The sequence below is a fragment of the Pseudoalteromonas sp. SG41-2 genome (assembly GCF_014164535.1).
GTDB lineage: Bacteria > Pseudomonadota > Gammaproteobacteria > Enterobacterales > Alteromonadaceae > Pseudoalteromonas > Pseudoalteromonas rhizosphaerae.
Genome location: NZ_JACJFK010000003.1, coordinates 204,653 through 230,835, shown reverse-complemented (window position 1 = coordinate 230,835; position 26,183 = coordinate 204,653). Strand labels below are relative to the sequence as shown.

The following is a 26,183-nucleotide window of genomic DNA, read 5'->3' as shown; positions in this document are numbered from 1 at the left end:
TTAATCAATGTCTACCACAGCCGTTACTGCGCCTATGCGCAACTATCGCGGTCGCTTTGCGCCGTCACCTTCTGGACCACTTCATTTTGGTTCTCTTGTGGCGGCTGTGGGCAGCTACCTTGACGCGAAAAGCAACCAAGGCACTTGGTTAGTCCGTATTGAAGATATCGACACAACACGTGTTGTAGACGGCGCCGCTAAAGATATTCTCAATACCTTAGAAGCCTATGGTTTGTACTGGGATGAAGACGTAGTCTATCAAACTCAACGCCATGACTTGTATGCGCATACCATTAATAATCTAAATAACCAGCACCTAATTTATGCTTGCCACTGCTCGCGCAAAGAAATTAAAGCGCTTGGCGGTATTTATCAAGGCCATTGTCGTCATTTAAAGCATAGTCAGAACAGCAGCGCACTGCGGTTAATTCAGCAACATGCTACATGCCAATACCATGATCTCATTCAAGGTGAGATAAATGTAGCTCATGATCTCGCCCACGAAGATTACTTAATAAAGCGCAGTGATGGGCTATTTGCTTATCAACTAGTGGTGGTCGCAGACGATATTGCCCAAGGTATCACTCATGTCGTACGCGGCGCAGACTTGCTTGAACCAACCGCACGCCAATTGAGTTTATTTAAACAATTAGCTGCCACGGCCCCCCATTACGCACATTTACCATTAGCAGTCGCTAAACCTGGGTTTAAATTATCAAAACAAAACTATGCCCCAGCTATTAGCAAAAGTAACCCCAAACCGGCTTTGCTGAGTGCATTCGAATTTTTAGGATTGGCGCCCAAAGATGAATTACTTGAACTAAATATCGAGCAAATGCTAGCTTGGGCAGTCGACAATTACAACTTGCAAAACGTCCCTAAAATGACACAAATTCAAATTTCGCAAAACCCGCACAGCCATACAATCGCCTTTACGCATTTAAACAAATAAAAATTCACTAAAAAAGGCTAATTTTAAGGCCTTCAACTTAATTTTTAAGCTGTGCTGGTATATGATAGCCCACCTTAAATGTGCAATTCATTTAATTAATACCAATTGCGTTAAGGTTGTACACGATTCAGCAGTCAAGTAGCCCAATAACAGGATAATAATTTCCAGCATCGTGATGCTAGAAAATTTTAACCCTAGCAATGACTGTTTAACTGACTAGAATAAACAAGACTCTAATACCATAGGTATTACCAAGTAAACGCAACACATGTGCAGTTAATAGTAAAGTGAGGCTATACTTGGTTTGATTTTTGATGGCGTCCATCAAATAACCGAATTCTGTAGGAGACAGATTATTATTTCCAAGCTTTTTCAATTTTGTCGGCAAATTATTGGCCCAACCGCCTCTGTAACAGCCGAACATACCCAAGTCTCTGCGCAGCCTTTAATAGTTGGACGCAATGAGCATGGTATTTCTCGCAAACAATTTAGCCCAAATGCAATCAAGGTATTATATCGCCTGAAAGACGGAGGCTTTGATGCCTACCTTGTTGGTGGTTGCATTCGTGATATTTTGTTAGGTCAACAACCAAAAGATTTTGATGTGGTCACCAATGCCACTCCTGATCAGGTTAAAAAGCTATTTCGTAATTGCCGCTTAATTGGCCGTCGCTTTCGTTTAGCACACATTGTTTTTGGTCGTGAAATAATCGAAGTGGCCACCATGCGAGGTCATCACGAAGCGCCTGAAGATAAAAACCAAATTAGCCAATCGAGTGACCAAGGACAACTGCTGCGCGATAACGTTTTTGGTAGTATTGAAGAAGATGCTGAACGCCGCGATTTTTCAATCAATGCGTTATATTATTCAATTAATGATTTTTCAATCCATGATTATGCTAATGGCTTAGCAGCTATTAACGCTCGACAAATCGAGATGATTGGTGATCCAGCAACCCGTTACCGCGAAGATCCTGTGCGTATGCTGCGCGCAGTTCGCTTTGCAACCAAACTCGATATGTCGATTGCACCGGCAACCGAGCAACCATTAAATGAATTAGCAAGCCTGTTAGATAATATCCCTGCAGCGCGGTTATTTGAAGAAACACTGAAACTGTTTTTAAATGGCAAGGCCGAAGCAAACTTTTTAATGCTACGTAAATATGGCCTTTTTAAATCATTATTTCCAGCCCTTGATAGTATTTTAGATAGTAATCCTGATGGCTTAGAGTTCGCTTTAATTCAACAGATGTTCCGTAATACAGATGAACGTATTAATGCGGAGAAAAAAGTAACTCCAGCATTTATTTTTGCTGCATTGTTATGGTTCCCATTATTGCAGATCACTAAAGCACTGCAAGAACAAGAGCAACTATCTGAATACGATGCCTTCGCTCAAGGTATGAACAAAGTACTCAGTGATAATGCCCAACATATTGCCGTACCAAAACGCTTTACTCTTGGCGCTCGTGATATCTGGCATATTCAACACCGCTTAGATAAACGCTCAGGACAACGTGCATATCGCCTTACACAGCAACCACGTTTTAAAGCTGCGTATGACTTTTTACTCTTGCGCGTACAGGCCGGTGAAAAACAGCATCAGCAATTAGTTAACTGGTGGACTGACTATTTAAAACAAGACATCAATGGTCAAAAAGAGCTAGTTAAAGCGTTAGGTACGCAAGGCGCAACAAAAGGCCGTCGTCGTACTCGCCGACGCAGCCCAAAACCAGCGGCTGAATGATCATGGAAACCGTCTACCTTGGTTTAGGGGCTAATTTAAACGCCCCTCGTACTCAGCTAGATCATGCTGTTGCAGCACTTCGTGCATTGGCTGATTGCGAGTTTATTGGTGTATCGCATTATTACGCGAGTAAACCGATGGGCCCGCAAGATCAACCTGACTACGTTAACGCTGTTGCGGCGCTAAAAACCACGCTATTACCTGAGCAGTTGCTTGATTTAACACAACAGATAGAACTTGAACACGGCCGAGTACGAAAAGCACAGCGCTGGGGGCCGCGCACCTTAGATATTGATATTTTATTATTTGGTGATCAAGTCATTAATAGCGAGCGTTTAATTGTGCCACATTATGGTCTAACTGAACGCGAGTTTGTGGTTTACCCGCTACTTGAAATAGCCCCAAATATTACGCTGCCAAATGGTACATTACTTCACAGTATTAGCACTAATTTGGCACTAAACGAATTACAACAATTACCTCTGTAATTAATTTCAGGCTGTTGCCTACGAGGATACTATGTCTAAAATAACCGTTTCTACGCTCAATAAAATGAAAGCAGACCAACAAAAAATTACGGCATTAACGGCCTACGATGCCAGCTTTGCAAAGTTATTTCACGATAACGGCGTAGACGTTATTTTAGTCGGTGATTCGTTAGGCATGGTGTTACAAGGCGGCGACGATACACTGGCTGTTACCAATCAAGATATTGCCTATCATACTCGCAGCGTACGCGCCGGGAGCCGTGATTTATTCGTCATTGCAGATATGCCATTTATGACCTATTCAAGCCCAGCCGAGAGCTGTAAAAATGCAGCAGAGTTAATGCGAGCTGGCGCTAACATGGTCAAACTTGAGGGGGGCGAATGGCTGTATGACTCAGTTGTTGCGCTGACTCAACAAGGTATACCGGTATGTGGACATTTAGGCTTAACACCGCAATCAGTACATGTGTTTGGTGGTTTTAAAATCCAAGGCCGTAGTGAACAACAAGCACAAAAAATGATTAGCGATGCTCAGGCGCTTGCCGCGGCAGGCGCACAAATGCTGGTTCTTGAATGTATTCCATCTGAACTTGCCAAATTAATTACTGACGCGGTTAATATTCCTACCATTGGTATTGGTGCAGGAAATCAAACTGATGGCCAAATTCTAGTCATGCATGACTTAGTTGGCATTTCAGCAGGTTACATCCCTAAATTTTCTAAAAACTTTTTACTCGAAACAGGCAATATGCCGGATGCGGTTAAAAAATATTGTAGCGACGTTAAAAGTGGTGCTTTTCCAAGCACGGAACATGAGTTTAAATAATGCAGTCGATCACTGAAATAAAATCATTACGTAGTCAAATTAAAGCATGGCGCCAAGCTGGGCTTAGTGTAGCACTAGTGCCAACTATGGGTAATCTACATCAAGGGCATTTTTCACTCGTTGAGAAAGCCAAAAACATGGCTGATAAAGTCGTGGTTAGTATTTTTGTAAACCCAATGCAATTTGGTGTCAACGAAGATCTTGATAACTACCCGCGCACCCTCATTGCGGATAAACAAGGACTGGCAGAGCTTGGTACTGATATTGTATTTACCCCAAGTGTGGAAGCCATTTACCCTAACGGTTTAGATGCGCAAAGCTTTGTCGATGTACCAAATATATCAATGGGTTATTGCGGCGGATCACGTCCAGGTCATTTTCGCGGTGTAGCAACGGTGGTTACTAAATTATTTAACTTAGTACAGCCTGACTATGCATGCTTTGGTGAAAAAGACTATCAACAGTTGCAAGTGATTAAAACCATGGCTCATGACCTGTCAATTCCAGTAGAAATTATTGGCGTTGCAACCAGCCGTGAAGTGTCAGGGTTGGCTATGAGCTCTCGCAATGGCTACTTATCAGAAGCTCAAAAAGAAACAGCGACAGTGCTATTTAAAACCCTTAATTGGAGCGCAGAACAGTTAAACTCCGGGCAGCGTGATTTTGACGACATATGCCGACAAGCAAAGCAGCAACTAGAGCAAGCAGGGCTCAAAATTGACTACTTTGAAATAGCTCAGCGCGATACCTTAAAAAAAGCTACACTCAATGATAGTCAACTAGTGATTTTGGCGGCAGCCTTCTTAGGGCCAGTAAGGCTAATAGACAATCTGCTCGTTGATATTACATAACAATAATTGGGATAAGCATGAATTCATTATTAAAATTATCAAGCATTTCGCTGTGTATAGGCATATTAGCTGGGTGTCAAAACCAAATAGAAAACCCAGAAATGCAGCAATGCGCACAACAGAATTATCAATGTGAAGTGAACTGCGAACAGCAAAGTACCGGCGAAGGCATGGTATATAAAGTATGTAATACCAAATGTATTGAAGCCTATAACCAATGCAAAGAAAATGCTCAAGCTTTAGGTAATGTGCAATAACTGATATTAACTTGCCAATTATCATGATTGGCAAGTTTCCTCCCCCCCTGCGCCTACTTTAGGCAAACTTTCTACATCCAACCATCGTGATTTTTCTGCCATTCACCTTAGAGCAAGGTTTAGTTTAGTAATATCTACTTATATTAGTAAGAAGTAGTCATACATTGCGTGTAATTATTTCCAGCTTACACAAAGAAAGTACACCCTCTACGATACTAATAAATATAAAGTCATTGAAATATATAAGTTTATTTTAGGTTCGTTTTTTGCAAACTTGAATTCAACTAACTAAAGCATTTTAAAATTAACCAGATAACGGCTAAAGGAAAAAACCTCATGGAAACGATAACGCGGGCAACTCTGTATCCATCATTTAAAAAGAGGGCATTATTAAGTGCATTATTAGCCTTGTGTGCATGTAATGTCAGTGCGGCAGAACAACCAATAACAAAATCTGATGCGGATACTGCTGATGCTGTACCAACTACACAGCCAACTTTGCTTACAATCCCTTCTGAAAAATTATTTTCGGTGGTAACAGCTAGAGCCAAACAACTGGCTGCCAAAGACTACGTAGCAGCTCCCGTAATTGCTGTTGATGCGTTAAATAATATTAATTATCAGGACTATCGAGCGATTCGTTTTCGTCAAGATCATGCGATCTGGAAAGATGAAAGTTTATATGAGGTACAGTTATTCCATCCAGGTTTTCTCTATAAAAACCCTATCGCGATTAACACAGTTGATGCTGATGCGAAGGTAAAAAATCTACCATTTAAAACTGATTACTACCGCTATGATGGCACCGCAGCACCACTTGAGCAGGAAATTACCACAGCTTTAGGCACCACTCAGTTGGGACATGCCGGTTTTAGATTACACTTTCCTCTAAACAATAACGACTACAAAGATGAAGTTGCTGTATTTCAAGGCGCTTCATATTTTCGCATAGTGGGCCCTGATCAAGTGTATGGTATTTCAGCACGCGGCCTGGCGATTGATACAGCACTCAGCTCTGGTGAAGAGTTTCCAGTATTTAAAGAGTTTTGGTTAGTTAAGCCAAAACCTGAAGACACACATATTGTGTTATATGCATTACTTGATAGTCCTTCTGTTACTGGCGCATATCGTTTTGAGATCAGTCCATCAACAGCAACTGAAGTAACAACTAAAATGCAAATATTCGCCCGCAAAGATATCAAAAAACTAGGTATAGCACCGCTTACAAGCATGTTTTACCACGGCGAAAATAGCACTAAATTCTTTGATGATTACCGACCAGAAGTACATGACTCTGATGGTTTACTAATGCAATCACAAGACAATAAATGGGTGTGGCGTCCGCTAAATAACCCTAAACAGCTTAGTGTAACGTCATTTGGTTATGATAATCCAAAAGGTTTTGGACTAGCACAGCGCGACCGTGAGTTTAATAACTATCTCGATACTGAGGCACATTATCATGCCCGCCCAAGCTTGTGGATTGAACCACAAGGACAATGGGGAAATGGTCGAGTTGAGTTAGTAGAAATACCGACTGACACCGAGACCAATGACAATATCGTTAGCTATTGGGTACCAGAGCAACCACTTAAAGCAGGTGAAACACTTAGTTTTAGTTATAAATTGTCAACATTTAACGCGGCGCTTGCAAGCCAAGATAAAGCCCGAGTTTTACGCACTCGCATTGGCAGTGCTGCATTACCCGGTGAAGAAAATCCACCACCAAAAAGTCATCGCCAATTTACGGTTGACTTCACTGGTGACAATATTAACAACTTGTCAGCTAAACTAAAATTGCTTGCTAATTTGACCCTAAATTCAGGTGAAATAAGCGATAAAACAGTTCAACAATTACCAAATAATGAAGGATGGCGTGTTGCTTTTAAAGTCGCGCCAGAGGGCGGTAAGCCTGTAGACATGCGCTTATCATTAACACTACGTGACAAAGAAGTTAGCGAGGTATGGAGTTATGTCTGGTATCCAAATGACGTCGAGTAACAGTACAATGCCTTTTAAAAAGACTCGTGTATGGCTTTTTTCACTGTTAGTGTTAGCCATCTCAGCTTATGGTATGTGGATCATGTTTGATATTTTAAATTCAAATGGCATGACCCCGCTAGAGTATGCATTACTTGCGCTGTTTTCAATTACCTTTACTTGGATTGTGACCGCATTTTGCAGTGGCTGTATGGGATTTATTTTACAATTATTTAGAATTGACCCGCTGACACTGACGCGCCAAAAAGCAATCGAAATTGATCAGCAAGCATTGAGTAAAACCAGAACTGCTGTCGTTATGCCTATCTACAATGAAGATACACAGCGAGTTATCGCAGGTTTTGAAGTGAGCTTACGTTCACTGATAAAAACAGGCCAATTTGCGCATTTTGATTTCTACTTATTAAGTGATACACAAGATAAAGAAATAGCTAACAATGAGCTAAAAGCGTGGCATGCCTTGACCGAACGCCTAGGTGATTTTGCCAAACAAACTTTTTACCGCCGCCGTGAAGATAACAAACACCGTAAAGTAGGTAACTTAACTGACTTTTGCGAGCGTTGGGGCAGTAAATACGAGCACATGATTGTACTTGATGCAGATAGTATCATGACGGGTCAGTGTATGCTTGAGCTCACCAGCAGCATGATCAACAATCCACAAGCTGGGCTTATTCAAACGATTCCGATCCCTGTTAGGCAAGATACCTTCTTTGGTCGCTTTCTACAGTTTGCGTCAGTACTTTATAGTCCAATGCTAGCAACCGGTTCAGCTTTTTGGCAGACTAATCACGCTAATTACTGGGGACACAATGCCGTCATTCGGGTTAAAGCGTTTATTGATTGCTGCGGTTTACCGGTGCTCAAAGGTAATGCCCCTTTCGGCGGCGAAATTTTAAGCCATGACTTTGTCGAAGCATCGTTGCTGCATCGTTCTGGCTGGGATGTATTATTACTCAGTGATATACAAGGTAGCTACGAAGAAGTACCGAGTAATATTTTAGATTACGCTATTCGCGACAGGCGTTGGGTGCAAGGCAACATTCAACATTTAGGTTTGTTACCTGCGTCGGGTTTAAAAATAATCAGCAAGCTGCACTTTTTATTAGGTGCAACGGCATATATTTCATCATTAATTTGGTTATCAATGTTAGTGCTAAGTACCATAGATGCGGTCACCCGCGCACTAAACAGTAATGTCTATTTTAATCAGGCGTATCAATTATTTCCGACTTGGCAAATAGCAAAAACAGAATTAATTAACTCGTTGCTTTTTGTCACAATTGTGTTGTTATTATTACCGAAATTAATGGGGATTATTGTCACACTGATCCATCGTAATAAACAATTTGGCGGCTCATTTAAATTAATTTTAGGCTCAATCATTGAAACCGTGTTTGCCATTATTATCGCCCCGCTGATGATGGTTTTTCATAGCTACTTTGTGGTGTGTGTATTTTTAGGTAAAAAAGTAACGTGGGACGCCCAGCCTCGATCAGGCCGCATGGTTCCGTGGCAAGAAGCGATAGGTTACACATTACTATCAACCTTAATCGCCTTAGCTTGGGGCGGTATTGCTTATTACTTTACGCCTGTATTCTTTTGGTGGTTATCGCCGATCTTAGTTGGATTGATCTTAGCAGCCCCAATTGTACGATATTCAAGTAGCATAGGCTTAGGGGTTAAATTACGTAAAATGGGCATATTTATTTGCCCGAGTGAAGTTGATAATAACGACACCCTTGCAGCCTTACGTGTACATGAGCAAGAAATAGCATTACCGAATGATGATGTTGCTAACTTTACAATCCCTACATTGGGGCAAGAGCAACCTAGCGTAATGCCAATTCAGAGCTTTAAGCGCCAAGGTTTAAGTAAACGTAAACGCGTTTTAAATGCCCATCAACAGCTCAAAAAGAAGCTGTTTAACTAACCTGAACCTAGTTGATATAAAAAAACCGCGCAATTTACATTGCGCGGTTTTTTATTAACTCATAGTTGGCGTTAAGTTTAAAGAAGACCTAGCTTCTTAAGTTCGCCCATTGCCATCTTGCCAGAAAGTGGTACATAACCATCTTTCTCTACAATTTTTTGGCCATCTTGTGATAACACCATTTTTAAGAACTCTGCTTCAATAGGTGCAAGCGGTTTATTCGGGTGTTTATTCACATAAACATATAAAAAGCGCGACAGTGGGTATTTACCTGTTGCTACATTTTCAAGTGTTGCATCAACAAAGTTATCGCCTTTTTTCGCCAGTGGTACAGTACGTACGCCTGATGTTTTATAACCGATACCTGAGTAACCAATTGCATTCACTGATGAAGAAATTGATTGCACTACCGATGCTGAACCTGGTTGCTCGTTCACGTTGTTACGGAAGTCACCTTTACATAGCGCTTTGTTTTTAAAGTATCCGTAAGTACCAGATACAGAATTACGGCCATAAAGCTGAATGTCTTTTGCAGCCCAATTCCCCGTTAAACCTACATCACTCCAACGAGTCACATCTGCATCAGCACCACATTTACGAGTTGAAGAGAAAATCGCATCGATTTGGTCGATACGTAAACCTTCAATTGGATTGTCTTTATGAACAAATACTGCCAATGCATCAATCGCTACACGTACTTCAGTAGGTTTATAACCGTAACGTTTTTCAAACGCTTCGATTTCTTTTGATTTCATTCTGCGGCTCATCGGGCCAAAGTTTGCTGTGCCTTCTGTCAATGCCGGTGGCGCAGTAGATGAACCAGCCGCTTGAATTTGGATGTTCACATTTGGGTAAATACGTTTATATTCTTCAGCCCAAAAGGTCATCATGTTGGCTAAAGTATCAGAGCCCACAGATGAAAAATTACCTGAAATACCACTGGTTTTTTGATACTCAGGAATAACTGTATCTACTGCCATTGCTTGTGCAGATACAAATGTTGTTACTGCCACACCCATTGCGGCTACTAGGTTTTTAAATCTCATTAGGTTGCTCCGATTTTGTTCGTCCATTTCTTAACTGTCGTCTACTCTAAAGAGAATAGATGACAGTTAGATTACTCTAAAATGACACTTTTATGACTTTGGCTTTTTGGCTCAATTATTTAATAGCACTGTTTTTTCACGACTAAAAGCAAACGAAAAACATGATCCTTCGCCTAATTTACTTTTAATTATCAATTGGCTATCGTGACGAGTTAATACATGTTTGGTGATGGCTAAACCCAGCCCTGAGCCACCGGTGGTACGACTACGTGCTTTATCAACCCGATAAAAACGCTCAGTTAAACGATTAATATGCTCTGGTGCAATACCATCGCCATTATCAACTACTGAAAAGTACGCTTGATTATCTTTTAGCTTCCAGCTTACGGTTATTTTACCGCCCGCCTTGGTGTAATGAATAGCATTAAACACTAAATTAGAGAAGGCACTGCGCAGCTCCTCTTCAGCGCCTTTTATATCGACGTTAGCATCAATATCAAATATCAACTCATGCCCTTTGTCTTGATTCAATGATTGTGCTTCAGTCCTAATATAGCTAAGTAACTGCGGTACATTGATCGCTTTATCATTATCTTGACGTCGAGCGCCTTCAATACGTGATAACGACAATAGCTGATTTACCAAGCTATCCATGCGTTTACACTGTTCAAGCATAGTACCTTGTGCTTTATTCCACATTGCCGGTGGTGGCACCATATCGCCATCAAACATTTCTAAGTAACCTGTAACAACGGTTAATGGCGTACGTAGCTCATGAGATACATTGGCAACAAAGTCTTTGCGCATTTGCTCAAGTTGCTTCAGTCGCGTGACATCACGCACAACAACCATTAATTGTGAGCTGGCATATGGCATTACCCGAAACTCTAAAACTTGCTCAACACTGTGACCACTTTCAAGTTCTAATGCTTCATCAAACAATTCCGTTTGCATGTATTTCGCAAATTTAGGATCGCGAATAAGGTTGTCAAGCCGTTGACCATGATCCGCTGGCCACTGTAATCCAAGCACTTTCAAAGCTAGTTGATTACACCAAACAATACTTAAATCACGTTGTAGAACAATAACCGCATCAGGCACTGCTTCTGCGCCATCGCGAAAACGACGGATCAAATCAGCTAATTCATTACGTTTTTTACGGTTGCGATGTTGTAAATGGTAGATCCCTTCAAATACTTGCTCCCATGCCCCCTCGCCTTCAGGTGGATTAAAACTACGTTGATTCAATAGCCAATCACTGAGCCGATAGAGTTGATGATAATGCCAAACAAGCAGTGAAAAAGATCCTAAAAATAAAAGCAAAAATGGCGCACCAATAAGCACGCCAATTAATAATAAAGGTAGGAAATAGATAAACAGACGCTTTGCTAACGCCTGCTTATTAACAACTCGATACATACACTCACTTTACCTTAGAGTAAGTAAATTTAAGCCAAAATTAATTATTGGCTTGGTCATCTCCATGACACTTATAATTTACTGGAAAAACGATAGCCTGCACCACGTACAGTTTGTACTAAACGGTCATGACCAAGCGGTGCAATCGCTTTGCGTAAGCGACGAATATGCACGTCTACGGTTCTATCTTCAACATAGACATTAGTCCCCCATACGTTATCTAGTAGCTGTTCACGGCTATAAACACGTTCAGGGTGAGTCATAAAGAAATGCAATAAGCGAAATTCTGTCGGTCCCATATCCAACTCGCTACCTTCAGAGGTAACACGGTGTGAAATAGGATCAAGACGTAAACCATGTACATCAATCGCTTCTTCCAATGAAGTAGGCGACACACGACGAATAACGGCTTTAATACGCGCCATTAATTCTTTTGGTGAAAATGGTTTAGTAACATAATCATCAGCACCGACTTCAAGACCGCGAACTTTATCTTCTTCTTCGCCGCGAGCAGTCAGCATAATAATAGGAATTTGGCGAGTATATTCACTTTGCTTAAACTTTTTAGCAATTTGAATTCCACTACCACCTGGTAGCATCCAATCTAATAACACCATATCTGGATAAGGCTCTACCATCGCTGCAATGGCTGAATCGTAATCTTCCGCTTCAATTGCTTGAAAACCATTTTGCTCTAATACAAAAACCAGCATCTCTCTGATCGGTGCTTCGTCATCGACGACAAGTACTTTACGTGACATTCCAATTTATCTCTTTCGTTATCGAACTAGTTTTCATTATTATGACTAAGTATGACATTTTTATGAAAGTGTAACGTGTAAATCGAAATGCGGGGTAAAAAATGCAAAATAAACCTTTTTAAGGTACATAATTAGCATGCATTATCAAATTTCACATTTAAAAATCATACTTTATAATTGCTACATTACTACTTTGTATTAAATTCCCCTTTCAATAATCAACTATACAGTATCACGATGTAAGCCACGAAAGCATCTTCATACTCTAACTCAATTAAAACGCCTATTAACATCGGCGATCATTAACAGAGATCAAAATCCTACCAAGTTTCATTTCAGGGATCATTCGTTTACCAACCGAGTTAGATCTGGGATCAGTGTTTTACCTAGCTAAAGCCATAAGTTGTTGATCATTTATACAACAAAGCTTTGAAATGGCTATTTTTATAACAAAACCTCTGCCAATCAAGCTGATCCTTAGTAAAAATCTGATCTCAACAAAGCACAGTTAGTAAAGCAATGATCCCAAAGCCCCTGCTTGGTAAAATAATGATCTTTTACGATCAGGCATAAAAAAGCCAGTAGCTTTAACACTACTGGCTGTTTTATAACTTAATAAATTAAATTATTTAATTTTCGGATCTAATTCACCCGTTAAATATTTAAGGTGCATCTCATCAAGTGAGATTGGTTTGATCTTACCTGCTTGACCCGCTGTACCAAATGACTCATAACGTGCAACACAGATCTCTGTCATTGCTTTTGTCGCTTCAGCTAAATACTTACGTGGATCAAAGTTTGCTGGATTAAGCGCAAGATGGCGACGAATAGCCCCTGTAGATGCTAATCGTAAGTCTGTATCGATATTTACTTTACGCACACCAAACTTAATTCCCTCAACGATCTGCTCAACTGGCACACCATAGGTTTCTGGGATCTCACCACCATATTGGTTGATGATTTCAAGCCATTCTTGCGGCACTGATGACGAACCGTGCATAACTAAGTGAGTGTTAGGAATACGTGCGTGGATCGCTTTAATACGATCAATCGCCAAAATATCATCCGTTGGCGGACGTGTAAATTTATACGCGCCGTGTGAAGTACCACACGCAATCGCTAAGGCATCAACATGGGTTTTACTTACAAAATCGGCCGCTTCTTCTGGATCGGTTAACATTTGATCTGTGGTTAGTTTACCTTCAGCACCAACGCCATCTTCTTCGCCAGCTTCGCCAGTTTCAAGTGAGCCTAGCACACCTAACTCGCCTTCAACAGACACACCACAAGAGTGTGCAAGTTCAACAGTTTTACGCGTTACATCAACGTTATACTCATATGATGATGGTGTTTTACCATCGCTCATTAACGAGCCATCCATCATCACTGATGAAAAACCTAATTGAATTGAACGTTGGCAAACGCCAGGTGAGGTACCGTGATCTTGATGCATTACCACTGGAATATGTGGCCACTCTTCAATCGCAGCTAAAATCATATGACGTATAAATGGGGCACCAGCATAGGCACGAGCGCCAGCTGAACCTTGTACAATTACTGGGCTGTTAGTTTTGTCAGCCGCCATCATAATAGCGCGGATCTGCTCTTGGTTATTAACGTTAAATGCTGGTACGCCATAACCATGTTCAGCTGCATGATCAAGAAGTTGTCGCATACTGATTAAAGCCATTTGGTATTCTCCAAATTGTCGATAGCTGCGCACGCGCAAAACTACCTAGTTCGAACGGAATAGTTGAGTTCGGTGCAATCACTGCACCTCGATAGTATTGGCTCTTGCCAAATCTACCGTTATACAAAACCAGCTATTAAATAAGGGTGAGAGGTATTTAATATCTGATCACACTCAGTGTAGTTAGCAGCCTAAACTAACGATTGCTAACTACATTGAGTAAACGCTAATTACTTAGCGCGTTGTTCAAGCATAGCAACTGCTGGTAATTTTTTCCCTTCTAAAAACTCAAGGAAAGCACCACCGCCAGTTGAAATATACGAAATTTTATCGACAATGCCGTATTTATCAATCGCTGCTAACGTATCACCGCCACCAGCTATTGAGAACGCATTTGAATTAGCGATTGCTTGAGCAATAGCACGGGTGCCATTACCAAACTGGTCAAATTCAAATACACCTACCGGACCATTCCATACAACAGTACCTGCATTAGCAATAATTTTTGCAAGTTTGCTCGCTGTATCTGGGCCAATATCAAAAATCATATCTGTGTCTGTTACTTCGCTAACATCTTTTAATGTTGCAACGGCTGATTCTGAAAACTCATTGCCAACAACCACATCAGTAGGTACTGGTATTTCACCATTATTACTTTTAGCAGCCGCACTTAGCTTATTTGCTTCATCAATTAGGTCAGCTTCGTATAATGACTTACCAACCGGGTAGCCTGCCGCAGCAATAAAGGTATTTGCAATACCGCCACCAGTGACTAATTGATCAACAATCGTTGAAAGTGAATCAAGTACTGTTAGTTTAGTTGATACTTTAGAGCCGCCCACAATCGCCACTAATGGACGAGCTGGGTTATCAAGTGCTTTACCTAATGCCTCTAATTCAGCCGCCAATAGTGGGCCTGCACAAGCAACATCTGCAAATAAACCAACGCCATGGGTAGACGCTTGAGCACGATGGGCGGTACCAAATGCATCCATTACATACACATCACATAATGCAGCAAGCTTTTTAGATAACGCTTCGTCATCTTTGCTTTCGCCAACATTAAAGCGTACGTTTTCAAAAACGACCACTTCATTATCAGCAATTTCAACGCCATTTAAGTAATCTTTTTCAAGACGTACATTTTGTTCAAGTGCTTCATTAAGGTAATCAACAACTGGCGCTAAAGAAAACGCTTCATCATATTCCCCTTCCGTAGGGCGGCCTAGGTGTGACATAACCATTACTTTAGCGCCTTTTTCAAGGGCTAATTTAATACTCGGTAATGCAGCACGAATACGTGCATCTGAGGTCACTTTACCTGCTTTTACTGGTACATTTAAATCTTCACGAATTAACACGCGTTTGCCGTTTAAATCTAAATCCGCCATATTTATGACCGACATGGACTTCTCCTTAGTTAACGATACTGACTTGAAATATATAGGTTTTATTTTTAGGTTTGAACTTTTATATTAATTACTTGCTGCCATCATCACTCGTGCTGTATCGAGCATTCTATTAGCAAACCCCCACTCATTATCACACCACACTAACAACTTTATCAGTCGTTTATGACTGACTCGTGTCTGTGTGCCATCTATAATACAAGAATGTGGGTCATGATTAAAATCAACCGAGACCAATGGCTCTTCGGTATAACTTAAAATACCTTCTAGGCGGTCTCTCGCTGCTGCTTTTAATACCTTATTCACCGCTTTTAAATCAACATCGGCGTTGACAGTCACACTCAAATCCATCGCAGTAACATTGATAGTAGGTACTCGCACCGAAATAGCTTCAAAGCGGCCATGGAACTTAGGTAAAATACGCTCAATACCGCGAGCTAATTTAGTATCAACGGGAATAATCGACTGACTCGCAGCGCGGGTACGACGTAAATCATGATGATAAGCATCAATTACTTGCTGATCATTCATCGACGCATGAATAGTCGTAATCGCCCCTGATTCTATACCAAAGGCATCATCAAGTACTTTAATCACCGGTACTATACAGTTTGTGGTACATGATCCATTAGAGACAATCGTATGCTCAGCGAGTAGTTCATCATCATTGATACCATAAACAATAGTGGCATCAACATCCGCATCTGCGGGCTGAGAAAATAAGACTTTCTTTGCGCCAGCATCAAGATGTAACTGCGCATGTTCACGAGAGTGATACACACCAGTACATTCTAAAACCACATCAACATCAAGTAACTGCCAAGGTAATTCACGCGGGTTTTGTTCTGCAAATAAAGCAATTGTATCGCCCGCTACCGATAAGGTGTCTTCACCTAAAGTAACTGGAAACGCAAAACGGCCATGAGACGTATCATATTTAAGAAGATGAGCGATCCCTTGAGGATCAGCAAGTTCATTAATCGCAACAATTTTGATCTCGTCGCTTAAGCCCGATTCATAAAGAGCGCGAACAATATTTCGACCAATTCGACCAAAACCATTGATTGCAAGTTTGATTGCCATGAAGAAGAAAATCCACTCTAGTTGCTTGCAGATAAAGGCAACCTGCCTTTTAGATGCGCGTATTGTAATCGACCTTTGTCTTGATTATAAGAGGGAAAGTTAAATAAATGTTTTAAGCCCGCTTTTGATGCTGCAATTTTGGTAATCGACCTTTGTCTTGATTATAAGAGGGAAAGTTAAATAAATGTGTTAAGCCTGCTTTTGATGCTGCAATTTTGGTAATCGACCTTTAATCTGAATATAAAAGGCAAGATTAAATAAATGTTTACTCCCTCTCCTTTCTTCCTGATATCTACTCATAACATAGAATAAAACAGCGCTTATAGGTTCATTTTCACGAGTGAATTTTAGTCAATTTATGCTATTTAGGTTTATTATTATTGAATTATTTTATAATAGCGTTACTTTATTCAAGACAACGAACACTATTCAATCAAAAAACAATTGATGAAACTAAAAGATCATTAATCTAAACATTAGGTTAGAAATAAAATGACAACACACACAAAAATCTTAATTGCAGATGATCACCCGCTGTTTCGACAAGCACTATTACTTATGCTGGAATCAAGCTTTAATAATGCTTGCCTACTTGAAGCCGAAACAATTCCCGAATTAGAGCACAAATTAGCAAACACCACAGATGTTGATCTGATCTTACTCGATCTTGATATTCCGGGTGCACAGGGTTTTAATACGCTGAGTAATATACGTGAGCTGTATCCTGAAATAGGGGTGATTGTAGTATCAGGTTTTGAAGAGCCTGATACCATACGCAAAGCGATGAGCCTGGGTGCAGCAGGCTTTATACCTAAATCAACTCCCGTCCCTGAGATGATAAAAGCAATAGAAGATGTGCTACAAGGCAAACTATGGACACCCACCGATGATCACAATAAAAATACGCCAGAGCAACAGCAAGCAGAAAAGTTAGCAACATTAACGCCCCAACAGCATAAAATATTACACATGTTTGCCGATGGTTTGTTAAATAAACAAATCGCCTACGAACTTAGCTTGTCTGAATCTACAATCAAAAGCCATGCCAGCACAATATACTTAAAACTTGGGGTAAAAAGTCGAACTCAAGCCGTGATTTTATTAAACGAGCAGCAACTGGCACAAGCATCACTTTCACCTTTTCATCGCCATTAACTATTATAATTTTTTTCTAGCTGTTTAGTTAATAAAGCACTCATCAACGCCCGTAATGCGACGGGCTTGATGATTTTCCGCAAATAGCCAATATCGGCTTGCTTTGCCTGTACTTGCACTAACTCATCAGTTGTTGCGGTGATTAAAATCGCAGGTAATGGATACTGGCTGATTGCTCGAATACGCTTGATTAATTCAATGCCATTACAGCCATCAAGATGCTCCGAGTGAGGCTTTTGCTCCTGACGCTCAGAGTAGTCTACTGTTACAATATGCAAAGGGTTAGCGGGGAACATTGGTTCAGCACTAAGTTGATAATCAACTAAGAGAATATCAATTTCATCTTCATGTGTTTTATAAAGTGCAGACGCCTCAGCTGCGGTTGTCGCGGTAAATACACGACATTTCCAGGCTGTTAAAAGCTCGGTCATACCTGCAATAACATCTTTTTCGTTATCAATACATAGCACCCCAACTCCTTGCAAAGTCATATTCTTAGGGGCAAGTGTCGGCTTTGTTTGCTGTACACGGTTTACAATCGGTACTTCAACGCTAAACAAGCAGCCATGCTCAGGCTCTGATACCAAGCCAACCTTATGCTCAAGAATATTAGCCAGGCTTTGTGCAATATTTAAACCCAACCCCAAGCCTTTAGGGCCAATCATTTGCGTCGATAATTGTGTAAATTGTTCAAATACTTCTTGCTGCTTATCTTCGGGGATGCCAGGTCCGTTATCAATTACTTGAATACTTAAGTAATTGCCCTTACGACGACAACCCAGCAATACTTTACCGTTATTTGCATAGCGAAATGCATTACTTAAAAAGTTTTGCACAATCCGCGTTAGCAAAGTTAGATCTGTGCGGATAAATAATTGACTTGAGTGACAGCGAAAATCAATTTTATAATCTTTACTCAAGGCAGAAAACTCCGAATGCAACATACTAAATACCCGCTCCAGTGCAATGTCATTGAAAACAGGGGTGATATTGCCACTTTCAATCCGCGCAATTTCATTTAAATCAAGTAATAGGTTATTTGCTATCTCTAACGAATTATCAATTTTCTTAATTTGCTCACGCTCTTGTATTGACACTCTAGGGCTCAAACATACCGCAGAAGAAAACAACCGAGCAGCCGACAATGGTTGCAAAAGATCATGACTACAGGCTCTTAAATATTGACTCTTTTTCAAATGAGCCTGCTCTGCTTTTAACCTTGCATCAGCGAGTTCTCGATTGGCTTTTTCAAGCTCTAAGTTTGCTAGTTCTAATTCTGTCGTGCGCGCAAGAACACGACTTTCAAGATCGGTGTTTTCTTCTTTTAAATAATTTTCTGCTCGGCGAAACTCCGTAATATCTGAGAAAATCATCACAAATCCTCCACCAGGTATTGGGTTCCCTTCAATTAACAGCACCTTACCATTGGCTAACTTTCGCTCTGATTTATGCTTACTACCGGCTTTTAAGTACTCAAGACGTTTATTAACCTGCCCCTCAATATTATGTATATAGCGATTTTGATTGCTAAGGTTGAAGCGGATCAACTGGCTAATTGGGCAACCAATATAGATTAAATTTTTAGGGTAATTAAAAATATCTAGATACTGCTTATTCCATGCTACTAAATTCAAATTAGCATCTATCACAGAGATCCCTTCACTGGTATTTTCAATCGCTCCTTGCAATACTGAACGACTAAATTCAAGTTGTTGAGTAGAGTTATCCTCAACAATTTTAGCAACTTGATCAAATGCGATATCACGACCAGCCAAAGCAAAAGAAATCACCAATTTGGCTGATGCCGAGCCCATTACACTCGCTAATGTCTGCTCTGCATGCAGTAATAAAGCCTCATTATAGGTTTTATGCTTTTTAATTTTATGTGATTGATTAAATTCAGCAAAGCACTCGGCTGCTTTGTCTTGACCAATAAAGCGAGCAATTAACAGCTCGAGTTCCTGACGATCTATTTTTGGTTGTTTAGGCAGATGTGAATCTTGTTTATTATCGGTTTCATAGAAATATTTACTCTGCATTTCTTCGCGAATATTTTGCCGAGTAAGCTGTGAAACAATAAACAGCACAATAAGGTTAATAGCCAAGCCAAACAAGGTAGCCACCGTTGTAGCAGGCCAATTTGTATTGCTTAACGGGTGTGCATAAAACCCAAGCTGTGGTAATAAATTAAACAGTGCCCAAATAGAGAAACCACAAAACATGCCCCAAAAAACGCCCTTTTGAGTTGCTCTTCGCCAAAAAAAAGCAGCAACCAATGCAGGCCCTATTTGCGCAATCGCGCCAAACGCAACCTCCCCAAGTGATGCCAGCGTATCAGGGGGAGATACCAGTAACATGCAATAACTAAGTGCAATAACCACCACCACTAATATTTTTCGGATCAATAATAATCGGGATTGAAAGTGTAAAAAGTCGTGGTGCTTACGAGGTGCGAGTTTAAAAATTAATGGAAAAACAATTTCATTACTGAGCATAGTACTCAAAGCAATGGTCGATACAATTACCATTGAACTTGCCGCAGAAACCGCTCCTAAAAATGCAAATAGCGACAACCACTCTTGGCCGTTATAAGCGGGCAAAAATAAAACATACGCGTCAGGGTCTAAAGAGTGTCCATAATTTAATGTGCCAGCAAGGCCTATAGGGCCTGCAAAAAATGCGAATACCAAGATATAAATAGGCAATAACCAACGTGCTAAATTACTGGTTTTTTGCTCTTTAATTTCAACAAACATAACTTGAAATTGCCTTGGTAAACATAAAAAAGCTGACATAACGATGATCAATAAACCCACCATACCTACTAGGTTATAGCTTTCAAACTGCTGCGATAAGGACACGTAATCTTGTGACTTTTGCCAAATATCAGCGGGGGAATCATAAATAACAAATGATACAAATAAGCCAACAAGTAAAAAAGCGATCAGTTTAACTAACGATTCAAAGGCAATCGCTATCATGACGCCGGGATGACGCTCTGTTACATCGATAGTTCGAATGCCAAAGATAATGGTGAATCCAGCTAAAATCAGGCTAACGATTAAACCTAATTGCCAAATCGGAAAATCTTGGCTTTGCTGTAAAATTTTATAAGAGTAAACAATCGCTTTAAGCTGCAAAGCAATATAAGGCAAGGTGCCAATCATGGCCACTAACGTTACCAACAAGGCTAAGCTTTGTGATTTACCAAACCGAGCCGAAAGTAAATCAGCAATGGAAGTACTTTTGAGTTTGAGGCAGGTTTTTATGATCCGCTGAATAAAAGGCCAAGCAAATATAAATAATAAAATAGGGGCTAAATAAACCGAAATATAAGAAAAAGAGCTATTTGCCGCCTGCGCTGAAGTACCTAGAAACCCCCAAGACGTACAGTAAACCCCTAATGATAAGGCATAAATAATAGCATGCTGTTTGGCAACTAGCTTATGTCGATACTTGCCCCCAAGGTGGGCAATTAGAAATAACAAACTAATGTAACCAATACTTACACTAACCAACAACCAATTAGAAAACATCGCGCTCTTCTTTGTATCAAATTGTATTTATTATTATTTTCAATGCTTACTTTGCCCGTAAAACACAGCATATAACATTGGACTAAAGGACTAAGCGCAAGGTACTAGCCCTTATTTACAATTGTTGATTTTTTCGACTCACCTAGTATGAATCACACATAATAACAAAGGAATTTGGTCGATGTTCAACACACAATATAAAAAATTACTGCTTACATCTGCTTTTCTTACTGCCAGTACATCCGCACTGGCAGGCTACGAGATCAACATAACTGAAAACGATAAATTAACCTTCGGTGGCTACATTAAAATTGATGCACGATACGTTGACGGTGACATTGCCTATCGTGATTACTGGATTGGTGATGGCATTGCTTTAGAAGAAGACGCATCCCAGTTTCGTATCTTTGCTAACGAAACCCGTTTCAATACTAAATACCAACACGGCGAGATAACAGGCTTCATCGAAATGGATTTTTGGGGCGGCGGCGGTAATGAAATTGTCTCTAACTCAGCTAACCCGCGCATCCGACATGCTTTTATAAACTACAAAGATCTCACTGTTGGCCAAACTTGGTCAACCTTTATGAATACTAGCGCAATTCCTGAAACTGCCGATTTTGCTGGCGCAACAACAGGTCTAGTATTTATTCGTCAAGGACAAGTACGTTATAACATGGGCAACTTCCAAGTATCCATTGAAAATCCTGAGAGCTGGGGGGGCGATACCGCAAACGATAATATTCCTGATTTAATCGCACGCTATAACATCAAAGGTGATTGGGGCAATGTCTCTATTTCTGGCTTAGCACGGCAATTACATACCTTATCAGGTAACACTGAAAGCGCCTTTGGCGCATCTGTTGCGGCACGAATTAAAACAACAGGAAAAGATGACTTACGCCTACAAATTCATAAAGGTGATTTAGGCCGCTATGTAGGGGCTGCGGCTGTTAAAGATCTCTATGGTGAAGAAGTTGAAGATATTACCTCTGTATTAGTTGCCTATCGTCATTTTTGGAATGATTCACTGCGTTCAAGCGTGCTGTACGGCAAAGTTGATGGAGATGTATCCAATCGTGAGCGTACGCAATGGGGTATAAACCTCTTTCAAAACTTAACTAAAGAACTCGAAGTGGGTATTGAAGTCGGTAACTTTTCAATTGATGAGTTAGATAAAGATTCAAATTACCTACAAGCCACAATGAGATACATCCTCTAGCTGACAGAACACTTTCTAATGTTTGTTGTGTGTAATAACGACCCCAACCGTTAATACATTTTAAAGAGGGTTCACCCCCTCTTATTTTTCAACGCATTCGTTATTCATTTTTATTCTCAGTTAAATTTAGGAGTATGAGTATGACAACATCGATACTCAATATAGAGCAAATATCGCTAGCCTTTGGTGGTGTTAAAGCCTTAACAGATGTTAGTTTTTCGGTGACTAAAGGCTCTGTATTTTCAATTATTGGCCCAAATGGGGCTGGTAAAACATCAATGCTCAATTGCATTTCTGGCCGCTATCAACCTAACAGTGGAAAAATCACCTTTGCAGATCAAGATGTTACCCACTTAAAACCCAATGACCGCGCAGACTTAGGTATGGGCCGTACTTTTCAAAACTTAGCCTTATTTGGCCATATGTCAGTGCTCGATAATATTATGGTTGGTCGCCATCACTTATTAAAAAACAATTGGTTAACAGGGCCGTTATATTGGGCTTCTGGGGCGCAAAAAGAAGAACTCGCTCACCGTAGAAAAGTAGAAGAAGTGATCGACTTCCTTGAGATCTCTCATATCAGAAAATCCATCGCTGGCACCTTGTCTTACGGGCTTCGTAAACGCGTTGAATTAGCTCGTGCAATGGCTCTAAACCCAAAACTGATTTTACTTGACGAACCAATGGCTGGAATGAATCTGGAAGAAAAAGAAGACATGGCCAGATACATCCTCGATTTAAATGAAGAATTCGGTATTACGGTCGTTATGATTGAACATGATATGGGAGTTGTAATGGATATTTCTCATGAAGTTATGGTGCTGGATTTTGGTAAAAAATTAATTTCTGGTTTACCACACGAAGTCATGGCTGACCCCTATGTTAAACGTGCCTACCTTGGTCTTGAAGACGACGCAGAGCCAGCCACCTTAGAGGAGGTAAGTTAATGACTAGCCAAATCAATCAAGATTTTGAGATGGGTGAACTGAATACCTTCCCCAAAATTCTACAACACAATGCCACGCATTGGCCTGATATGGTGGCGATGCGAGAAAAAGAGTTTGGTATTTGGAACGAGTTCAGCTGGGCCGAATATAACAATAAAGTAAAGTGGTTGTCGCTCGCGTTGAGTAACAAAGGCGTGAATACAGATGATACCATTGCCTTACTTGGTGATAACCGCCCAGAATGGATATGGGGCGAAATTGCTGCTCACGCTTTACGTTGCCATTCATTAGGTATTTATCAAGATTCAATGCATGACGAAGTAATCTATTTACTCGCTAGCAGTGGCGCAACCGTTGTGATTGCTGAAAACGAAGAGCAATGCGATAAATTACTTGATTTAGGTGATGGCATAGAGCAAGTAAAATTCATTGTTTATTGCGACCCAAGAGGTATGCGCAAATACAACGACTCGCGACTTATAGATATCAATACCCTATACATACTGGGCCAAGAACTCGAACAAGCATACCCTGATCGTTATCAAGCCATGATAGATGCCTCAGCCCCTGACGACATTGCTATTTACTGCACCACTTCAGGTACCACATCAAAACCCAAAATTGCCCTACTCAATGGTGGCAATTTTATTAAGCACTGTAGTTCATATTTACGTGCTGACCCGCGTCAAGCTGGCGACAACTATGTATCTGTATTGCCCTTACCTTGGATCATGGAGCAAGTCTATGCAATTGGCCAAGCACTGATCGCCCGTCAAATTGTAAATTTTGTTGAAGAACAAGAAACACTCATGGCTGACCTACGAGAAATTGGCCCCAGCTTTGTACTATTAGCACCACGGGTATGGGAAGGCATTTTAGCTGACGTACAAACCCGTATGATGGATTCAACACCTTTTAAAAGAAAGCTATTTAATTTTGCCATGAAGCTGGCTGAGCAAAGCCAAGTAACAGGCAAAAAATCATGGCTAGCTGAAATTCTACTGCTAAAAGCACTTCGTGATCGACTCGGTTTTTCATTCTTAAAATCGGCTGCCACCGGCGGAGCTGCGATGGGGCCTGACACCTTTAAGTTTTTCCAAACCATTGGTGTGCCTTTACGCCAACTCTACGGCCAAACAGAAATGTGCGGAGCTTACACCATCCATCATGAAGCCGATGTTGACTACGACAGTGTTGGCGTCGCGTTTGATAATGCACAAATTAAAGTCATTAATCCCGATAAAGCCGGTATTGGCGAAGTTATTGCTAAAACAGTCGGAATGTTTAGTGGCTACCTTAATAATCAACAAGCCTATGATGAAGACGTGATTGACGGCTGGATGCAAACAGGTGATGCCGGTTACTTTAAACCGTCTGGCCATTTAGTGGTGATTGATCGGATCAAAGATCTCGCTTGCACCAGCGACGGCGCACAATATTCTCCTCAATATATAGAAAACAAACTTAAGTTTTCTTCATTTATTGGCGAAGCCGTTATTTTAGGTAAAGCAAAGCCTTATCTATCAGCCATCATTTGTATTCGTTTTAGTATTGTTGCGAAATGGGCTGAGCAACAAGGGCTGTCGTTTACCAACTACACCAACTTATCAACCCTGCCTGAAGTGTACGAAAAAATTGGCGAAGAAATAATGCGCGTCAATGAGTCACTTCCTGAATCACAAAAAATCCATAAATTTTTATTACTTTACAAAGAACTTGATGCCGATGATGGCGAATTAACACGAACCCGTAAAGTTCGCCGTAGTGTTATTGCGGATAAATATGGCGACATTATTTCATCCATTTATGACAACAAGGAAAATGTTGATATTGATACCATGGTGGTATTTCAAGATGGTACTAAAACCCGTATTCAAACCCAGCTTAAAGTCACTTCGCTGATCGAAACAGCCTGCACGGCTGCTGATAACACTATCAACATAACACGGAGAGTCTCATGAATTTTGAATTGCTAATTCAACTAATCGTCAATGGTTTAATTGTCGGCTTACTCTATGGCGTCGTTGGGATGTGCTTTGTATTAGTGTACAAATCAACGCAAATTGTAAACTTTGCCCAAGGTGAGTTTTTATTAGTGGGTGCCTGGGTATGCTGGGCAGTACTGATTTATTTAGAGCTGCCTTTTGTAGTGGGCTTTTTACTGACAATGGCCTTTATGGCAATCTTTGGTGTGCTGCTGCAAATGATTGTTTTACGCCCGATGATAGGTGAACCTATTATCTCAGTGATCATGATCACCATTGGCTTATCAATCTTTTTTCAAGCCTTGATGAAATGGATTTTTGGTGTTTCAGCGCAAAGTTACCCGCAAGTATTTACCACTAATAGCATCCAAATATTTGGCTTGAACATTGAAGCCGCTTACTTAATGAGCACCGTAATCGCCTTAATAATTATGGTTGCCTTCTATCTATTCTTTAAACATTCAAAATACGGTTTAGCAATGCGAGCCACAGCCTTTGATCAACAGATTGCACAAAGCTTAGGTATTTCGGTAAAACAAGTTTTTGCTATGAGCTGGGGTATTGCTGCTACGGTTTCAGCCACAGCTGGAATTGTTATTGGCATGGTAAACGGGGTTTCAAATTCACTGTCATTAATTGGCATCAAAGTTTTCCCTGCAGTTATTCTTGGCGGTTTAGATTCTATCATCGGCGCTATTGTCGGTGGTTTGATCATTGGTGTATTAGAGAATGTCGCTGAGTTTTTCGACAGCCAATATCTGCATGTTGGCAATATGTATGACATCGCACCATTTTACGTGTTGCTCGTCATCCTTTGGTTCAAACCATACGGTTTGTTCGGCACAAAAGATATTGAACGTATTTAATCAAGCCAA

Annotated in this window: 20 protein-coding genes; 13 read left to right on the top strand and 7 right to left on the bottom strand. The window is 40.6% G+C overall.

Features of this window, described 5'->3' with window-relative positions:
* Positions 1–7 precede the first annotated feature (7 nt).
* The 8 genes from gluQRS (at position 8) to mdoH (ending at position 9,055) form a co-directional block, all read left to right on the top strand.
* Complete coding sequence (gluQRS, locus tag H5186_RS03785; RefSeq protein ID WP_182717172.1) at positions 8–952, top strand: tRNA glutamyl-Q(34) synthetase GluQRS; 945 nt, start codon at positions 8–10, stop codon at positions 950–952.
* Positions 953–1,259: 307 nt separating this feature from the next.
* Entirely contained in the window at positions 1,260–2,699 is a 1,440-nt protein-coding gene (pcnB, locus tag H5186_RS03780) for a polynucleotide adenylyltransferase PcnB (RefSeq protein ID WP_404936340.1), read from the top strand.
* 2 nt (positions 2,700–2,701) lie between these two features.
* The gene (gene folK, locus H5186_RS03775; RefSeq protein ID WP_149982114.1) at positions 2,702–3,187 is read left to right on the top strand and encodes a 2-amino-4-hydroxy-6-hydroxymethyldihydropteridine diphosphokinase; all 486 of its coding nucleotides are present in this window, start codon (positions 2,702–2,704) and stop codon (positions 3,185–3,187) included.
* A 31-nt stretch (positions 3,188–3,218) separates the two neighbouring features.
* Complete coding sequence (gene panB, locus H5186_RS03770; RefSeq protein WP_149982115.1) at positions 3,219–4,013, top strand: 3-methyl-2-oxobutanoate hydroxymethyltransferase; 795 nt, start codon at positions 3,219–3,221, stop codon at positions 4,011–4,013.
* Positions 4,013–4,864 (top strand): pantoate--beta-alanine ligase, encoded by an 852-nt coding sequence (panC, locus tag H5186_RS03765; protein WP_182739831.1) that lies wholly within the window; start codon positions 4,013–4,015, stop codon positions 4,862–4,864. Before panB ends, panC begins: the two co-directional genes overlap by 1 nt.
* Before the next feature lie 17 nt (positions 4,865–4,881).
* On the top strand, positions 4,882–5,121 hold the full coding sequence (locus H5186_RS03760; protein ID WP_149982117.1) for a hypothetical protein: 240 nt from the start codon (positions 4,882–4,884) through the stop codon (positions 5,119–5,121).
* 336 nt (positions 5,122–5,457) lie between these two features.
* The gene (locus H5186_RS03755) at positions 5,458–7,122 is read left to right on the top strand and encodes a glucan biosynthesis protein (protein WP_259400277.1); all 1,665 of its coding nucleotides are present in this window, start codon (positions 5,458–5,460) and stop codon (positions 7,120–7,122) included.
* Complete coding sequence (gene mdoH / locus H5186_RS03750; protein WP_145235370.1) at positions 7,094–9,055, top strand: glucans biosynthesis glucosyltransferase MdoH; 1,962 nt, start codon at positions 7,094–7,096, stop codon at positions 9,053–9,055. Before H5186_RS03755 ends, mdoH begins: the two co-directional genes overlap by 29 nt.
* 77 nt (positions 9,056–9,132) lie before the next feature.
* On the opposite strand, the gene H5186_RS03745 is transcribed toward mdoH, so the two are convergent.
* The 6 genes from H5186_RS03745 to epd form a co-directional block, all read right to left on the bottom strand.
* The gene (locus H5186_RS03745; protein WP_145235368.1) at positions 9,133–10,101 is read right to left on the bottom strand and encodes a PstS family phosphate ABC transporter substrate-binding protein; all 969 of its coding nucleotides are present in this window, start codon (positions 10,099–10,101) and stop codon (positions 9,133–9,135) included.
* A gap of 111 nt (positions 10,102–10,212) precedes the next feature.
* Positions 10,213–11,520 carry a phosphate regulon sensor histidine kinase PhoR gene (gene phoR, locus H5186_RS03740; RefSeq protein ID WP_182739720.1) on the bottom strand — a complete coding sequence of 436 codons (1,308 nt, stop codon included), beginning with the start codon at positions 11,518–11,520 and terminating at the stop codon, positions 10,213–10,215.
* A 71-nt stretch (positions 11,521–11,591) separates the two neighbouring features.
* Positions 11,592–12,281, bottom strand: coding sequence for a phosphate regulon transcriptional regulator PhoB (gene phoB / locus H5186_RS03735; RefSeq protein ID WP_145235364.1), 690 nt, complete (start codon positions 12,279–12,281; stop codon positions 11,592–11,594).
* Between the two features lie 625 nt (positions 12,282–12,906).
* On the bottom strand, positions 12,907–13,971 hold the full coding sequence (gene fba, locus H5186_RS03730) for a class II fructose-bisphosphate aldolase (protein WP_145235361.1): 1,065 nt from the start codon (positions 13,969–13,971) through the stop codon (positions 12,907–12,909).
* A gap of 230 nt (positions 13,972–14,201) precedes the next feature.
* On the bottom strand, positions 14,202–15,377 hold the full coding sequence (locus H5186_RS03725) for a phosphoglycerate kinase (RefSeq protein WP_182794138.1): 1,176 nt from the start codon (positions 15,375–15,377) through the stop codon (positions 14,202–14,204).
* A 69-nt stretch (positions 15,378–15,446) separates the two neighbouring features.
* Positions 15,447–16,463, bottom strand: a complete 1,017-nt coding sequence (gene epd / locus H5186_RS03720; protein ID WP_145235357.1) for an erythrose-4-phosphate dehydrogenase — start codon at positions 16,461–16,463, stop codon at positions 15,447–15,449.
* Positions 16,464–16,955: 492 nt separating this feature from the next.
* Between epd and H5186_RS03715 the strand changes: the two genes are divergently transcribed.
* Complete coding sequence (locus H5186_RS03715) at positions 16,956–17,618, top strand: response regulator transcription factor (RefSeq protein WP_145235355.1); 663 nt, start codon at positions 16,956–16,958, stop codon at positions 17,616–17,618.
* On the opposite strand, the gene H5186_RS03710 is transcribed toward H5186_RS03715, so the two are convergent.
* On the bottom strand, positions 17,615–21,154 hold the full coding sequence (locus H5186_RS03710) for a PAS-domain containing protein (protein WP_182767248.1): 3,540 nt from the start codon (positions 21,152–21,154) through the stop codon (positions 17,615–17,617). The two genes, H5186_RS03715 and H5186_RS03710, sit on opposite strands and share 4 nt — an antisense overlap.
* A 181-nt stretch (positions 21,155–21,335) precedes the next feature.
* Between H5186_RS03710 and H5186_RS03705 the strand changes: the two genes are divergently transcribed.
* The 4 genes from H5186_RS03705 (at position 21,336) to H5186_RS03690 (ending at position 26,174) form a co-directional block, all read left to right on the top strand.
* Positions 21,336–22,376: a DcaP family trimeric outer membrane transporter gene (locus H5186_RS03705; RefSeq protein ID WP_145235348.1), complete on the top strand. Its 1,041-nt coding sequence runs from the start codon at positions 21,336–21,338 to the stop codon at positions 22,374–22,376.
* Positions 22,377–22,516: 140 nt separating this feature from the next.
* Positions 22,517–23,323, top strand: coding sequence for an ABC transporter ATP-binding protein (locus tag H5186_RS03700; protein ID WP_182717177.1), 807 nt, complete (start codon positions 22,517–22,519; stop codon positions 23,321–23,323).
* Positions 23,323–25,284, top strand: coding sequence for a long-chain fatty acid--CoA ligase (locus H5186_RS03695; RefSeq protein WP_182761374.1), 1,962 nt, complete (start codon positions 23,323–23,325; stop codon positions 25,282–25,284). Before H5186_RS03700 ends, H5186_RS03695 begins: the two co-directional genes overlap by 1 nt.
* Positions 25,281–26,174, top strand: a complete 894-nt coding sequence (locus H5186_RS03690) for a branched-chain amino acid ABC transporter permease (RefSeq protein ID WP_145235342.1) — start codon at positions 25,281–25,283, stop codon at positions 26,172–26,174. The genes H5186_RS03695 and H5186_RS03690 overlap by 4 nt, the downstream gene beginning before the upstream one ends.
* The last annotated feature ends 9 nt before the right edge of the window (positions 26,175–26,183 follow it).